Origin of the sequence: Methanolobus sp. (genome assembly GCF_016278365.1) — an archaeon.
Classification (GTDB): domain Archaea; phylum Halobacteriota; class Methanosarcinia; order Methanosarcinales; family Methanosarcinaceae; genus Methanolobus.
Map to the genome: position 1 here is coordinate 171,052 of NZ_JADQBZ010000003.1, position 14,296 is coordinate 185,347.

Sequence of the window (14,296 nt, forward strand, 5' to 3'; positions counted from 1 at the left end):
CTTCAACCGGGCAGTTATACCACATAATGTTCATTTTACATTACCATCACTTACGATAAAAGGGCGCATGCAACCAGATATATTTAAATAATCTTAGACCACTGTAAGATAAAAAATACAATAACTATATAATATTTATCGGAGAGTTATGATGACGGTCCCAAAAGAATACATCCCGCACGAAGTTGAACCAAAGTGGAAAGCAATGTGGGATATGTCCATGTACCATTTCGACTGGAACGACAGTACAAGACCACAATATATTATCGATACTCCTCCCCCTTATCCCACCGGTAATTTTCACATAGGCAACTCCCTCAACTGGTGCTATATCGACTTTGTCGCACGCTACAAGAGAATGTGCGGTTACAATGTCATGTTCCCTCAGGGATGGGACTGTCATGGACTGCCCACGGAAGTAAAAGTGGAAGAGATTCACGGTATCACAAAGAATGAAGTGCCCAGGGAGCAATTCAGGCAGATGTGCCGCGATCTTACCCTTGGGAACATCGAGAAGATGCGAGCCACCCTGATGAACCTGGGCTTCTCTGTGGACTGGAGCAATGAGTTCGTGACAATGGAGCCTGCATACTATTCCAAGACCCAGCGCTCCTTCAGGAAGATGTATGACATGAAACGTGTCTACCAGTCAGAGCACCCTGTGAACTGGTGCCCCCGATGTGAGACCGCTATTGCCTTCGCTGAAGTGGAATATGATGCAAGGGACACAAAACTCAATTTCCTTAATTTCGACAAGCTCAAGATAGCAACAACAAGGCCCGAGCTGCTTGCAGCATGTGTGGCTGTTGCTATCAATCCTGATGATGAGCGCTACAACGCCAATGTCGGTTCAAATGTAAAAGTCCCTCTGTTCGGCCATGAGGTTCCTGTGATCAGTGATTCTCAGGTGGACCCCTCCTTTGGTACTGGTGTTGTCATGATATGCACGTTCGGTGACAAGCAGGACGTACGCTGGTGGGTGGAGCATCAGCTTCCGTTGCGCAAGGCGATTGATAAGAATGGCCGTATGACTGCTATCGCAGACAAGTATGAAGGACTGAGTATCCCTGAGTGCAAAGCTGCCATTATCGAGGACCTGAGAGCACAGGGTCACCTGTACGAACAGAAGACACTCGACCAAAACGTAGGCATGTGCTGGCGTTGTAATACTCCGATCGAGATTCTCTCTGAAAGGCAGTGGTTCGTAAAAATAGATACTGATGCAGTGGCAAAGGCAGCGGATGAGATTGACTGGCTTCCCGAGTACATGAAGGTCAGGCTTGACAACTGGATAAATACCATGGAATGGGACTGGTGTATCTCACGCCAGAGGCTGTTCGCAACTCCTATACCTGTCTGGTACTGTAAGGAGTGCGGTGAGGTCATGGTTGCAAAGGAGGACTGGATGCCCATAGATCCCACCAGGCAGCAGCCTCCTGAAGCTTGCAGTTGCGGTTGCACAGAATTCGAGCCTGAGGAGGATGTACTGGACACCTGGATGGATTCATCCATTACAGCGCTTCATGTTTCCGGCTGGCTCTCCGGGCACGACCTGAAACTTCCGGCACAGCTGCGGCCGCAGGGTCATGATATCATCCGTACATGGGCTTTCTATACAATACTGAGGTCCATGGCACTCACCGGGAAGAGGCCATGGGATTCCATACTCATCAATGGCATGGTGCTGGGTGAGGATGGACACAAGATGAGTAAATCCCTGGGCAATGTTATCTCACCTGAGGAAGTTATCAAAGATTACAGTGCAGACTCGTTCAGGCAATGGGCGGCTGTGGGTGGTTCCCCTGGTTCGGATGTTATGTTCCGATGGAAGGATGTCGTAGCAGCTTCCAGGTTCTTTACCAAAGTATGGAGCATCTACAGGTTCTCTATGTCCCACCTTGAGGATTACGAATACGCTGAAATGGATATTTCCGAACTTGAAGTTATAGACAGATGGCTTTTGAGCCACCTTAACCGGCTTATCCTATCCGTGACACAGAGCATGGATACATATCAATTCGATGAAGCTTTCAAGGCGATACGCGGCTTCTCATGGGATATACTTGCTGACAACTATCTTGAACTCATCAAGTCCCGTCTTTACGGAGACGATGGTATCGGGAAGCAAGCTGCAAAGTATACCCTGTTTGTCACGGTGGACACACTGACAAGGCTGCTCGCACCTTTTGCTCCTTTCTTCGCGGAAGAGATGTTCTCAAATATTGGCAAGGGGAGCATACATGTCCAGTCATGGCCACAGGCAAGAGAAGACCTTATAGATGCCGATGTCGAGAAATCCGGTGAGTTCATCAAGGATGTTGCAAGTGCTGTCAGGCGATACAAGTCTGAAAAAGGGATGGCATTGAACGCCCGTCTGGAAAAGATCGAGCTATATGGCGTGGATATAGATATCACCGATCTTATAGGTGTGACAAATTCCCCTGTAGAGATTATCGCCGGCAAGCCGGACTTTGAGCATGTGCCTGTGAATATTAAGCCCAACATGGGAAAAATAGGCCCGGTATTCAGAGGAAAGGCAAAGGCGATTATTGATGCCCTGCTTGAAGAGAACCCTAAAAAAGTTGCGGACGATATTTCAAAGGGCAAGATATCTGTATCTATCAACGGAGAGGTCATAGAACTTGAACCGGATTTCGTTGAGATCGAAAAGGAAGTTGTTTCAGCAGGCAGGTCGGTGGATGTTCTCGATGTCAGCGGAATGCCCGTTGTTATCGTGAGGTAACATATGTATGGAGGGATATGGATGCGTTTCTCCACGCAATCTTTAAAAGTCCCCCATGCATAATCAAAATTGGACATGCTTGTCTGTGTTATGGGTGATCAGTTGAAAGTCAGATCCAGGATACAAATAAGGAAATCGGATAAGATCAAATTGCTGAAGGAACTAAAAGATTCTTTCGGCGATGTGGTCGACAGTTTCTCTGAAAAGAAGTTTGAAACAGCCACTGCTGATGACTTGCCTATTGTGATAATCGAAGGCAAATTGCTCCTGTTCAAGATAGGTGATATTTACTTCCCGACCGTAAGGGGAGTACTTGAGCTTGGCCTGATGAAGAACGTAGTCAAGGTAGATGCCGGAGCTATCCGCTTCGTTGTCAACGGAGCTGATGTGATGTGCCCGGGGATAGTTTCCGCAGACCCCGATATCCGGGCTGGTGACCCTGTGATCATTGTGGAGGAAACACACAAAAAGCCACTTGCCATAGGCATTGCCATAATTTCCGGTGCTGAAATGAAGGCAAGTTCAGGCAAGGCGATAAAATCTGTCCATTATGTGGGCGACAAGCTCTGGAATCTTGACATCTGAAAGAAATGGTTAATATATCATGAACTGATGTATAAATGTAAGTATAATTATCGGATAAACCGGAAGTGTCATGTAAGTGCGGAACCAACCTGCTGCTTTGAACTGAACATAATTCCGGTAACAATTTAAGTAGTATCGATATTATTAATATAGCAGCAATGTTATTGAATACATGAGGGCACATTATGGCAAAGATCATGAACAAGTTGTTTGGTGGCACTAGCAAAACCACAACAGTTGAGGATGAATATACGGAACTTGACCTTACAAAGTACGAAGAAGTGCTGGACGAGGAACCTGCAGAGACATACGTAAGGGTAGCTGAACTGACCAACCTTAACGAGTTGACTGCCCTGAAAAAGGAGATATATAGTGGCAATATCGTGATGATAGATATCTCTAACATAAAAGCTGATAAACTCATGCTTGACCGTGCATTAAAGGATCTCAAGGATGTTGTCATCGACGTTCACGGCGATATCGCAGGAATAAAGGATGACCAGGTGCTTGTGACACCTACCGGCATCAAGATCGACAGATCGAAGATCCTTGGTGGAAGGTATTGAGTGAAGAGGCCCCCTGCCATCATTTTGTGACCAGGACCTCCTGTCCTCTGTGTCATGAGGATCTTATCATCAACTGGCAGGGTGATGATATTCCTTATTTTGGGGAGGTCATGCATATTACTTCCCGGTGCGAATGCGGCTTTAGGTTTGCCGATACGCTTATCCTTGCACAGGGTGCACCAATGCGATATGAACTGGAACTGGAAAATCAGGAAGACCTGAACAGCAGGGTCGTACGTTCCACCTCCGGAACTATCCGCATACCTGAACTTGGTATTGATGTGGAACCCGGCTCGATCTCCGAATCTTATGTAACTAACGTGGAAGGTGTCCTTGACAGAATACTGGACGTTGTCATGACTGCAACGAAGTGGCATATCGAGGACCCCGAGAAATATTCCCTGGGGCTTGATATCCAGCAGGCTTTAAGGGATGCGATAGATGGACAAAAGAAACTCACACTTATCATAGAGGACCCTATGGGAAACAGCGCCATCATATCTGAAAGGGCAAAGTCAAGGCAGCTAACCCCTGGAGAGGTAGAACACCTTAAAACGGGAATGATAGTGTTTGATACTTCTACATCAGAGATAGAGATCGATGCATGCGACCAGAATCATACGATTACTGATTAATGCCTACATCCTATCTTTTTTCAGCCACTTCCACTTTCCTTTTGAAATCTCAATTTGTCTCTTTCGACCTTCCCTGGAATTATCCTGCATCTTCCGAAACCTTATATATATTGTAGTCTGATAATAACAATCACATATTTAAAACACTGTGAGGGAATGCATCTTGCCAGAGGAATGCTGTCATAATGTTACCATGCCACTTATAGGAGATGATGCGCCGTCCTTTACGGCCAGGACAACCTTGGGTGTTGTGAATTTCCCGGATGATTACAGGGGGAAATGGGTTGTGTTCTTCAGTCACCCCGGTGATTTCACTCCGGTCTGTACCACAGAGTTCATGCGTTTTGCCTTCATGCAGCAGGAGTTCAGGAAACTTAACACTGAACTGCTTGGCCTTTCTATTGACAGTAACAGTTCCCATATAGCGTGGCTTGAGGCCATCAGGGACAAGATAGAGTATAAAGGCATGAAGGATGTTGATATCATGTTCCCGGTCATCGAAGACCTCAGCATGGAGATTGCACGCAGGTACGGCATGATACATCCCAACGCACGTTACTCCCCGGAAGAGATCCTTGAGAGGTTCGAGCGCTCAGGCGGAAAATTCAGCCTGCAGGAATTCAGCACAGAGACGGTGCGCGCGACCTTTATAATCGACCCTCAGGCAAAGATACGCGCGATGTTACTCTATCCCTTCTCCACCGGCAGGAATATGGATGAAATCAAAAGACTGATTCTTGCTCTTCAGAAATCGGATAGCGAGCAGGTGTATACACCGGAGGGCTGGCATCCTGGTGACGATGTGATAGTCCCGAATCCCACTACCTGGACTGATGCAAAGGATCGGGAAACTGATGAGGACAGTGGTCTGAAGTGCAGCGGATGGTTCCTCTGCATGAGAAAGGACCGCAGAAGATAGCTTTTTTTCAGCAGCGCATATGTTCTTATCTTAATTTTAATCAGAGATTTCATCTTACTGATGATTTCGGGCGTACTCCGGCAGCGACTCCACAGACTACTTGCAGCGGGTCTCAAAGGAAATGCCTATAAGCAATGTACTTATTTAATTATCCAAAATCAAGCGGAAATGAAAGTAGAAATAAGGTGACCATATGGCAGAACAAGAGAAAGAGGCTGCACTTCCTCAAAAAGAGAGTTTTAGTGAATGGTATAACGACCTCCTCCAGAAAGGGGAGATCATGGATGTACGTTACCCGGTTAAAGGGCTTTACGTGTGGTATCCTTTTGGTTTCAACATTCGGAGAAATGTTTACGGCATTATTCGCGAGCTTCTTGATAAAGATCATCAGGAAACGCTTTTTCCTCTGCTGATACCAGAGAACGAGTTCATGAAAGAGGCTGAGCATATCAAGGGGTTCGAAGATGAGGTTTACTGGGTCACTCATGGAGGCACAACCCCCCTGGATGTGAAACTCGCACTTCGTCCAACGAGTGAGACGGCTATCTATCCAATGTACAAGATGTGGATTCGCTCCCATGCTGACCTGCCCCTCAAGCTCTACCAGATAGTAAACACTTTCAGGTATGAAACCAAGCATACACGTCCGCTGATAAGGTTGCGTGAGATTACATCATTCAAGGAAGCACACACAGTACATGCCACGTGGGATGATGCTGCAGCCCAGGTCGATGAAGCTATCCGCATCTACACTGAATTCTATCGCAGGCTTGCTATTCCCGTACTGCCTTCCAAACGGCCTGACTGGGATAAGTTTCCGGGGGCTGACTATACCATAGCTACAGATGCGCTCATGCCCGACGGCAAGACTCTTCAGGTTGGTACAGCGCATCATCTTGGAGCTAACTTTGCAAAGACCTTCGATATCACCTATGAAGATGTGAATGGCGAGCAGGTCTATGCCCATCAGACCTGCTATGGGATCTCCGAGCGTTCTATAGCTGCGCTGATATCCATCCATGGGGACAATAAGGGACTTGTTATTCCTCCAGAGGTCGCTCCGGTACAGGTTGCCATCATCCCAATTATCTTTAAGGAGTCGTCCGATGTCCTCCGGGCATGCGAGACAGTCAGGGACAATCTTGAAAAGGTAGGCATAAGGGTGAAAATGGATGCAAGCGAGAACCGTCCGGGTGCCAAGTACTACAAATGGGAAATGAAAGGAGTCCCTGTAAGGATCGAACTTGGTCCAAGGGATCTCAAGAACAACTCCGCCATGCTTGTGCGCCGTGACACCGGCGAAAAACAGCAGGTTCCTCTTGATAACATTGAAAATGGAGTCCTTTCAGTGTTCAGTGCGATCCAGACCGATCTGTACGAGAAGGCAAAGAAGGAACTGGAAGAGCGCATATTTGATTGCCAGACTCCTGCAGAAGTGAAGGAGAATATCACAAAGGGTATTGCAAAAGTATTCTGGTGTGGCAAGAAAGAGTGCGGCCTGCGGCTTGAAGATGAGATTGGTGCGGGTATCCTGGGCATTCCTACGGGACAGGCTGCGTGCGAGGGTAAATGCATCACCTGCGATGCTGATGCAGACACGCAGGTGTATGTGGCAAGAACATACTGAGATTCAAGAAAATCTGGGAAAATATGATATATACCCTATAAAATACGTTAGGTGATAATTATGGATGCTCTATCGCCCGAGAATGTCAGATTGCCCGAAAGGCCGCTGTTTGTCTGTGTGCTGGGAAACACCGAGACCGCCTACATTGAAGGACTTTCAGCTGCGGGAAAAACTGCAAGGCTGACTGATTATACCCCTGCAGGAGATGCAGAGGTCCTGCACAAGGGTACGATCATCGACATACCGATACTGCCGATGACGCCTCCTTATGACACTCCGACTCCTGCCCTCATAACCAGAGCAGCTCTGACTCTGACAGGTGTGCCTTTAATGATCGTGAACGCCGGTCTGAAGGTATTTCCTGCAAAAGAAGTTCCGCTCGTTGACCTGGGGGGGATGCCGGGCTCTGATATAAGGGGTCCTGTGGCAGTACAGAATATCGAGGAGGTTTTCAGGAACGCATTCAAACTGGGGCAGCAACTTGCTCTAAATCATGATCTTGTGGTGATAGGGGAGAGCATTCCTGGCGGTACGACAACTGCAAACGCCGTGCTGCAGTCCCTCGGGTATGATGGGGATGTGAGCAGCAGTTCCAGCTCCAATCCTCTTACTCTTAAAAGAGAAGTTGTTGCAGCCGCGCTGGCATCATCGGGAATCACATCAGGCTCCCTGCGGGATGAGCCTCTCAGGGCTGTCAGTTGCGTGGGCGATCCCATGATGGTCGCAGTGGCAGGTATTACTGCAGGTCTTGGAAGCACTTCTGTAATACTTGCGGGTGGCACCCAGATGGAATCCATCTATGCAGTGATAAAGCACCTTGGATATCCGATGGCAAGTATCAAAATAGTTACGACCAGTTATGTTGTCAGCGATGATACTGCCAATTTCAGGGAAATTGCAGGCCAACTGGATGCCAGGTTCTATGGTGTGGATCCAGAATTTGGTAAGTCTGTTTCCCAAGGTCTCCGCCAGTATGAGCTTGGTTTTGTGAAGGAGGGCGTAGGTGCAGGCGGAGCCATGTATCTTGCATTGATGTATGGCCATTCCAAAGAAAAGATCCGCTCGGAGATAGAGAATCTATGTGCAGACCTGTGCAGGCTTGGAGACCTTGACAGAATCAAATGTCAGGAGATGTGATTTTTTACTTGTTCCTTAATCGTACCGCTAAATATATCATAGATAAGATTTATTCAGGGGTACGAGTCAGTTTATGGGGCTGTGGCCTAGCCCGGCATGGCGATGGGCTCCAGCGGATAAATGATGAACAACGGGTCTACTGAGGCTTAACCCGACGGGGTTGGCCGGTGAGGAACCGTTGGAGCACTGATGTTGCTCATACCTTAATGCTGTGTAATGCAGCAGTTCGGAGAGACCCGTCGATCGTGAGTTCAAATCTCACCAGCCCCATTTCTCATTTATAGTTTCATTTTTTCTATTTCTTGGTGTGTCTTACTTATTCATGTGCCTAAAATTATATATGCAGAGAGTAATATTGTATATTCGGGATTATAGCAATCTTTTCGCATAATGTGAACTAAAATGATGTGATACCACCATATTTATATTGACATGCATATATTAAACAGGGATGTGCAATAATAATCAGTGTACAGTAAAAATGGAGCATAAGGTGCATGCAGAATAGGGACAAAGTACTCATAGTTGATGATGAGCAGGCAATTGTTGAATTGATGGGGCTTTATCTGAGGTCGGAGTATGATGTGATTAACGCATACAATGGACATGAGGCCCTTGAGCGAATCAAGATCGATAAACCCGACATAGTCCTTTTGGATGTAATGATGCCTGACATGAATGGGTATGAAGTCTGCAGACGTCTGAAGACCTCGGTGGAGACTCAGTTCCTTCCGGTCATAATGGTCACTGCCCTGTCGGGTAAGGATGACAGGATAAAAGGCATTGAAGTGGGTGCTGACGAATTTCTGGGCAAGCCAGTGAACCGGATGGAACTGGTCACTCGCGTCAGATCCCTGCTGCGCATCAAGCACCTGCAGGACAAGATCCTTGCTGAGAGAAATGATGCGATGAACTATCTCGATGCAGCAGGTTTTATTGTAGTTGTTATAGATGCGGAGCTCAGAGTCAATCTCATTAACAGAAAAGGCAATGAGACATTGGGATATGAGGAGTTTGAGCTGATAGGGCAGGATTTTGTGAAAGCCATTGTTCGCAACGATATGATTGCTGATGTCAGGGCCTCTTTAGAGGCTGCTATGACCGGGACATCGGAACTGCCGGATTATTGGGAGATCCCGATAGTGCGTAAGGATGGCAGGCACATCACCGTGCGCTGGTATGATACTGTTCTTAATGGCAATGACGGTGAGATCACAGGCCTGATCTGTTCTGGAGAAGATCTTAGTATATTTGATGAATAACATTTAAAGGAATACGTCATTTATTAAAAATACGGAATGCCCTATTATCTTTTTTCCCTTTCAGCTCTTATATTTTTCTTATTCTCTTCTTTCATGAAGCGTTCCCGCTTATTTTCCAGGAAGAAAGTTTATATCCCATCAAGTGGGTACTAGTCCTGTTTCATTGTCGGGATGTGTCCCGTGGGAATGTGGCTTTTGAAGCTGAACCGTGAAACAAATAAATGAAACAAGGTGAATATATTTGTCCAAATCATTTTACAGCTATATAAGAGATGCATGGAAGGACCCTGACACCACTTACGTCAGTGGGCTCAGATGGGAAAGGCTCCAGGAATGGAGGAAAGAGGGCTCTGTCACAAAGGTGAGACGCCCCACCCGTATCGACCGTGCACGCGCCCTTGGTTACAAGGCGAAGCAGGGCATAGTAGTTGCCCGTGTACAGGTTCGCAGGGGAAGCCTCAGGAGATCCAGGTATGTGCGCGGAAGACGTACCCATAACATGGGTAAGAACAAGATCACTGCCGGAAAGAGCATCCAGAGGATTGCTGAAGAGCGCGCAGGCAGGAAGTTCCCGAACATGGAAGTACTGAACTCCTACTGGGTAGGCGAAGATGGTAAGCTCAAGTGGTACGAAGTCATTCTGGTAGACCCAAATCACCCGGTTATCAAGAGTGACAGCAACCTTAACTGGATATGCAACAACACCCACAAGGGACGTGCCCCGCGCGGCAAGACCAGTGCAGGCCGCAAGGGCCGAGGCATGATGACCCGTGGCAATGGTACCGAGAAGACCAGGCCAAGTATAAGGTCACACCAGAACAGGGGCAAGTGATCCATTATATTGACTTGCGTGCGATAGCGCATTCCACTGAAGATCCTGCCAGGGTCCGCAAGGCCCTGGATTTATTTTTACTGCATTCTTCTGAAGGGGAAGACCACAATACCGATGATATTGTGGAAGTAATTGATGCTGAAGGCCACTATGGTAATAGCATGAAAATCTTCAGTGCGCATATCCCGCGCAAACAGGACCTGAAAGCGTTGGCCGTTTTTATCAGGCAGCACATGTCTCCTGATGATGTCACATTACTGAAGAGCGAGATGCCGGATCGCCTGGATGATAATCAGGTATTCCATCTCAGGCTTGACAAACAGGCAGCTTTTGAGGGAGAAGTAAAACTGACATCTTCATCGGATGCTATAACTGTCAGGGTCAAAATAGAGACTTACCCGAAGAACCGGCAGAAAGCCGGCATGGTCGTGGAGGAGTTGTTTGGCTGATCCTGGATATTATGACCTGAATGTCCGTTGCACTCAGGAAAGTGGCAATACAATTGGAGAGATCATTGCAGTAGCCAGGCGATTAGGATATAGTGGCATAGCCATTACAAACCCCGATAATACAAAACAGATAGTCCCATCTGCAAGCTTTGACGGATTTGAGATTATCAGCGGGGTTGAGATAAGGACTGACAACGCTTCAAAGCTGCATGGTATAGTCAATAAGTACCGGGACAGGGTCGATATCGTAGTGGTATCGGGAGGCAGTGAGAGCATTAACAGGGCTGCTGTGGAAAATCCCGGAGTGGACCTGCTGGTAAATTTCAATATTGCACAGGAAAACGGTTTCAACCAGGTGCTTGCAAAGGCAGCCAGCGAGAACCGCGTAGCTATTTCCTTTGACCTTGGCGACCTCATTCACCTGAGGGGAGGCAGCAGGGTTCAGGCATTGACCAACTGCAGGAAGAATCTGCAGCTTGTAAGGAAATATGATGTTCCTTTCCATTTATCAAGCAATGCACGATCATGGTTCGATCTGCGCGCTCCCCGGGAAATAGCTTCACTTGCCGCATTATTTGGAATGTCTGCGGAAGAGGCAGTGGCCGGACTCACAACAATCCCACATTCTATTGTCATAAGGAATCGTCCTCCTGTGGGATATATAAACGAGGGTGTACAATTGGTTTATAAGGATGCAGATGCCGGAAGCATGAATGAGGAGGACTGTTGATGAAACTGCTACCCCCAACACTGCGTGCAAGGACTCGCTACCTGGCCATAGAGGTAATTTCACAGGATCCTGTAAGAAGGGAAGATGTGATCAGAGAACTGTTCTCATCTGCAGGCTCGCTTCTGGGTGACGTCGGTTCCAGTGAGTGTGCCCTCAGGCTGCTTGCATATGAAGACTCAAAAGGAGTGGTTCGCTGTTCTCATGACCGGACAGGAAATGTACGTGCTGTACTTGCATCCATTACTGAAGTGAAAGGCACAAAAGTCATCATCCATGTTCTCGGAGTATCGGGAACTGTTATGGGGGCAACAAAAAAGTATTTAGCGGGTGTGGATGTATTTAACCCGAAGGAACAGTCACATATAAATGAGTAGAATACATATTTCAAGTAGAAACTAGAAGTTACTGATACTATTTTATGTTAACAGAGGAGATGAGATTAATATGCAAATGACACCACAGATGGGTTACGACCGTGCCATTACTGTTTTTAGTCCGGATGGGCGCCTTTTCCAGGTAGAGTATGCCAGAGAGGCTGTTAAGAGAGGTACGACTGCAGCCGGTGTAAAAGCAAACGACGGGGTAGTGTTGCTTGTTGACAAAAGGATCACAAGCAGGCTTATAGAGGCAGAATCAATTGAGAAGATATTCCAGATTGATAATCATATTGGTGCTGCTACATCAGGCCTGGTTGCAGATGCCCGTGCACTGGTGGACAGGGCAAGGGTCGAGTCCCAGATAAACCGTGTATCCTACGATGAACCAATAGGCGTGGAAGTACTCTCTAAGAAGATATGTGACCACAAGCAGTCTTATACCCAATATGGCGGTGTACGCCCTTACGGTACAGCGCTCCTTATTGCAGGTGTCGACGATTCCAGGCCCCGCCTGTTTGAAACAGACCCGAGTGGAGCTTTGCTTGAGTATAAAGCAACCGCCATAGGTGCTGGTCGAAATACCTTCATGGAGATCTTTGAAGCGGACTACAGAGACGACATGGATATGGATGCAGCTGTTATGCTTGGAATGAAGGCACTTTACAAGTCCACTGAAGGGAAAGTAGATGCTGCAACGCTTGAAGTCGGCCTTGTCACACTCAAGGACAGGCAGTTCCGGAAGCTTTCCGAGGAAGAGGTTGGAACATACGTACAGAGAATCCGTGATGAACTGAAGGACGACTCCAAGGATGATTCCAAGGAAGAAAGCGAGAAGACCGGAGACCAGGGAGAAGGGTCAACCGAGTGATCTGACAAATTCTAAAAAGTGACCGGAGTGAACTAATATGGTATCTCTTGATGAATCTGTAATAGCAAGGCTCAAGAAAGGCAAGCACCAGTTCGAGGTGTTTGTAGATCCTGACACAGCATTTGCATTTAAAAGGGGCGAAAAGATCAATATGGAAGATATAGTCGCTGTTGAATCTGTTTTCTCTGATGCTAATCAAGGGGACCATATATCCGAATCCGATCTTGAGAGTGCTTTTGGCACTACAGATGTAATGGAAGTAGCCAAGCATATAATCCTGCATGGCGAACTTCAGCTTACCAAGGAACAGAGAAAGCACATACTTGAAGAGAAGACCAGGCAGATCATCACTATCATTGCGCAGAATGCAATTAATCCCCAGACGATGACACCTCATCCCCCCAACAGGATAGAGAGGGCTATGGAAGAAGCAAAGGTCCATATCGATCTTTACAAGAGCGTTGAGGAACAGGTCAACATTGTGATGAAAGCGATTCGTCCGATAATACCCATACGGTTCGAAGAGATTAATATTGCAGTGAAGGTCCCCGGAGAATACGCTGCAAAATCCTATGGGGAAATATCCAAATTTGGGATTCTTGTGAAGAATGAATGGCAGGGTGATGGCTCCTGGGTTGCTGTCATAAGGATGCCGGCAGGGATGCAGAATGATTTCTACGGACTGGTAAACCACCTGACAAAAGGGGACGCCGAAACAAAAATTGTATGAGGATATATAATGGAACGTGAAATTGTAATACCTGGCCAGCTTTTGTCAGAGAATAAGGCTGATGCAGGGTCCGGCACTTATGTACGGGATGAGAAGGTATATTCTCTTCTTTATGGTGTAAAAAATGCCAAAAACAGGATATCCGTGATTCCTTTTTCCGGGAAGTACATACCTGCAGCTAAAGATTTTGTCATTGGCACTGTAATTGATGTAACACCTTCGAACTGGATATTCAACATAGGTTCGCCGTATGATGGCCTGTTGCATGCTTCGGAATACCCCCGACGTGTGGACTCTTCCCAGATGGCTGCGATAATGGATGTCGGCGATTCCGCATTGTTGCGTATACAGGACGTGAGTCCTGCCATGAAAGTAGAATTATCAATGCGGGAGAGAGGATTGCGTCCACTCAAAGTGGGGCGTCTGATCGATGTTGTCCCTGTAAAGGTCCCGAGGGTAATAGGGCATGGGGGATCGATGGTTTCCATGCTTAAGAAGGAAACTAATTGTGAGATCTTCGTAGGCCAGAACGGAAGGGTATGGATCAACGGAAAGGACAGGGATATGGACCTTCTCGGTGATGCAATCCGACTGATCATGCAACAGTCTCACATGAGCGGACTGACCGACAGGATATACCAATTCCTGAAGAATGAAAAAGAAAATGAAAATGGCATAGTTTCTGCAGATAACGACACTGTCGCGGCGGATTCTTCGGATGAGGCGAAAGAGGATCCAAGCGAGATCTCCGAGGATACCTACAGGAAAGTAGATGCGCTTCTTGAAGAAACGGATGAATGATCCGGGCAGTCTTCTGTAAAATGTGACCGGCCTAT

Annotated in this window: 15 protein-coding genes and 1 tRNA gene; all 16 read left to right on the top strand. The window is 47.1% G+C overall.

Annotated features, from left to right (window positions below; translation table 11 throughout):
- The first annotated feature begins 151 nt into the window (after positions 1 to 151).
- The 16 genes from QZZ22_RS02965 (at position 152) to rrp4 (ending at position 14,261) form a co-directional block, all read left to right on the top strand.
- Positions 152 to 2,743, top strand: a complete 2,592-nt coding sequence (locus tag QZZ22_RS02965; RefSeq protein ID WP_292462545.1) for a valine--tRNA ligase — start codon at positions 152 to 154, stop codon at positions 2,741 to 2,743.
- Between the two features lie 102 nt (positions 2,744 to 2,845).
- Positions 2,846 to 3,328, top strand: coding sequence for an RNA-binding protein (locus QZZ22_RS02970; RefSeq protein ID WP_292462548.1), 483 nt, complete (start codon positions 2,846 to 2,848; stop codon positions 3,326 to 3,328).
- Positions 3,329 to 3,513: 185 nt separating this feature from the next.
- Complete coding sequence (sepF, locus tag QZZ22_RS02975; protein ID WP_015054620.1) at positions 3,514 to 3,894, top strand: cell division protein SepF; 381 nt, start codon at positions 3,514 to 3,516, stop codon at positions 3,892 to 3,894.
- Complete coding sequence (locus QZZ22_RS02980; protein WP_292462550.1) at positions 3,891 to 4,529, top strand: ZPR1 zinc finger domain-containing protein; 639 nt, start codon at positions 3,891 to 3,893, stop codon at positions 4,527 to 4,529. The genes sepF and QZZ22_RS02980 overlap by 4 nt, the downstream gene beginning before the upstream one ends.
- Positions 4,530 to 4,722: 193 nt before the next feature.
- Positions 4,723 to 5,448, top strand: coding sequence for a redoxin domain-containing protein (locus QZZ22_RS02985; RefSeq protein ID WP_292462735.1), 726 nt, complete (start codon positions 4,723 to 4,725; stop codon positions 5,446 to 5,448).
- A 193-nt stretch (positions 5,449 to 5,641) separates the two neighbouring features.
- Positions 5,642 to 7,075, top strand: a complete 1,434-nt coding sequence (gene proS, locus QZZ22_RS02990) for a proline--tRNA ligase (protein WP_292462552.1) — start codon at positions 5,642 to 5,644, stop codon at positions 7,073 to 7,075.
- A 60-nt stretch (positions 7,076 to 7,135) separates the two neighbouring features.
- Positions 7,136 to 8,212: a nicotinate mononucleotide-dependent phosphoribosyltransferase CobT gene (gene cobT, locus QZZ22_RS02995; protein ID WP_292462554.1), complete on the top strand. Its 1,077-nt coding sequence runs from the start codon at positions 7,136 to 7,138 to the stop codon at positions 8,210 to 8,212.
- A gap of 75 nt (positions 8,213 to 8,287) precedes the next feature.
- Positions 8,288 to 8,482 (top strand) — tRNA-Trp (locus QZZ22_RS03000).
- Between the two features lie 227 nt (positions 8,483 to 8,709).
- A complete protein-coding gene (locus QZZ22_RS03005) occupies positions 8,710 to 9,474 on the top strand; it encodes a response regulator (protein WP_292462556.1) in 765 nt (254 codons plus the stop codon).
- A 241-nt stretch (positions 9,475 to 9,715) separates the two neighbouring features.
- A complete protein-coding gene (locus QZZ22_RS03010; protein ID WP_292462558.1) occupies positions 9,716 to 10,306 on the top strand; it encodes a 50S ribosomal protein L15e in 591 nt (196 codons plus the stop codon).
- Positions 10,303 to 10,755: an RNA-binding protein gene (locus QZZ22_RS03015; RefSeq protein WP_292462560.1), complete on the top strand. Its 453-nt coding sequence runs from the start codon at positions 10,303 to 10,305 to the stop codon at positions 10,753 to 10,755. The genes QZZ22_RS03010 and QZZ22_RS03015 overlap by 4 nt, the downstream gene beginning before the upstream one ends.
- Positions 10,748 to 11,485, top strand: a complete 738-nt coding sequence (locus QZZ22_RS03020) for an RNase P subunit p30 family protein (RefSeq protein WP_292462562.1) — start codon at positions 10,748 to 10,750, stop codon at positions 11,483 to 11,485. The genes QZZ22_RS03015 and QZZ22_RS03020 overlap by 8 nt, the downstream gene beginning before the upstream one ends.
- Positions 11,485 to 11,859, top strand: coding sequence for an Rpp14/Pop5 family protein (locus QZZ22_RS03025; RefSeq protein ID WP_292462565.1), 375 nt, complete (start codon positions 11,485 to 11,487; stop codon positions 11,857 to 11,859). Before QZZ22_RS03020 ends, QZZ22_RS03025 begins: the two co-directional genes overlap by 1 nt.
- Before the next feature lie 70 nt (positions 11,860 to 11,929).
- Positions 11,930 to 12,730: an archaeal proteasome endopeptidase complex subunit alpha gene (gene psmA / locus QZZ22_RS03030; RefSeq protein WP_292462568.1), complete on the top strand. Its 801-nt coding sequence runs from the start codon at positions 11,930 to 11,932 to the stop codon at positions 12,728 to 12,730.
- A 37-nt stretch (positions 12,731 to 12,767) separates the two neighbouring features.
- The gene (locus QZZ22_RS03035) at positions 12,768 to 13,460 is read left to right on the top strand and encodes a ribosome assembly factor SBDS (protein WP_292462570.1); all 693 of its coding nucleotides are present in this window, start codon (positions 12,768 to 12,770) and stop codon (positions 13,458 to 13,460) included.
- Between the two features lie 9 nt (positions 13,461 to 13,469).
- Positions 13,470 to 14,261: an exosome complex RNA-binding protein Rrp4 gene (gene rrp4, locus QZZ22_RS03040; RefSeq protein WP_292462572.1), complete on the top strand. Its 792-nt coding sequence runs from the start codon at positions 13,470 to 13,472 to the stop codon at positions 14,259 to 14,261.
- Positions 14,262 to 14,296 lie beyond the last annotated feature (35 nt).

What these genes read in the sequence shown, in the direction of transcription:
- QZZ22_RS02965 (WP_292462545.1), top strand. Translation starts at nt 152, where the DNA reads ATGACGGTCCCAAAAGAATACATCCCGCACGAAGTTGAACCAAAGTGG.
- sepF (WP_015054620.1), top strand. Translation starts at nt 3,514, where the DNA reads ATGGCAAAGATCATGAACAAGTTGTTTGGTGGCACTAGCAAAACCACA.
- QZZ22_RS02985 (WP_292462735.1), top strand. Translation starts at nt 4,723, where the DNA reads ATGCCACTTATAGGAGATGATGCGCCGTCCTTTACGGCCAGGACAACC.
- proS (WP_292462552.1), top strand. Translation starts at nt 5,642, where the DNA reads ATGGCAGAACAAGAGAAAGAGGCTGCACTTCCTCAAAAAGAGAGTTTT.
- cobT (WP_292462554.1), top strand. Translation starts at nt 7,136, where the DNA reads ATGGATGCTCTATCGCCCGAGAATGTCAGATTGCCCGAAAGGCCGCTG.
- QZZ22_RS03005 (WP_292462556.1), top strand. Translation starts at nt 8,710, where the DNA reads ATGCAGAATAGGGACAAAGTACTCATAGTTGATGATGAGCAGGCAATT.
- QZZ22_RS03025 (WP_292462565.1), top strand. Translation starts at nt 11,485, where the DNA reads ATGAAACTGCTACCCCCAACACTGCGTGCAAGGACTCGCTACCTGGCC.
- psmA (WP_292462568.1), top strand. Translation starts at nt 11,930, where the DNA reads ATGCAAATGACACCACAGATGGGTTACGACCGTGCCATTACTGTTTTT.
- QZZ22_RS03035 (WP_292462570.1), top strand. Translation starts at nt 12,768, where the DNA reads ATGGTATCTCTTGATGAATCTGTAATAGCAAGGCTCAAGAAAGGCAAG.
- rrp4 (WP_292462572.1), top strand. Translation starts at nt 13,470, where the DNA reads ATGGAACGTGAAATTGTAATACCTGGCCAGCTTTTGTCAGAGAATAAG.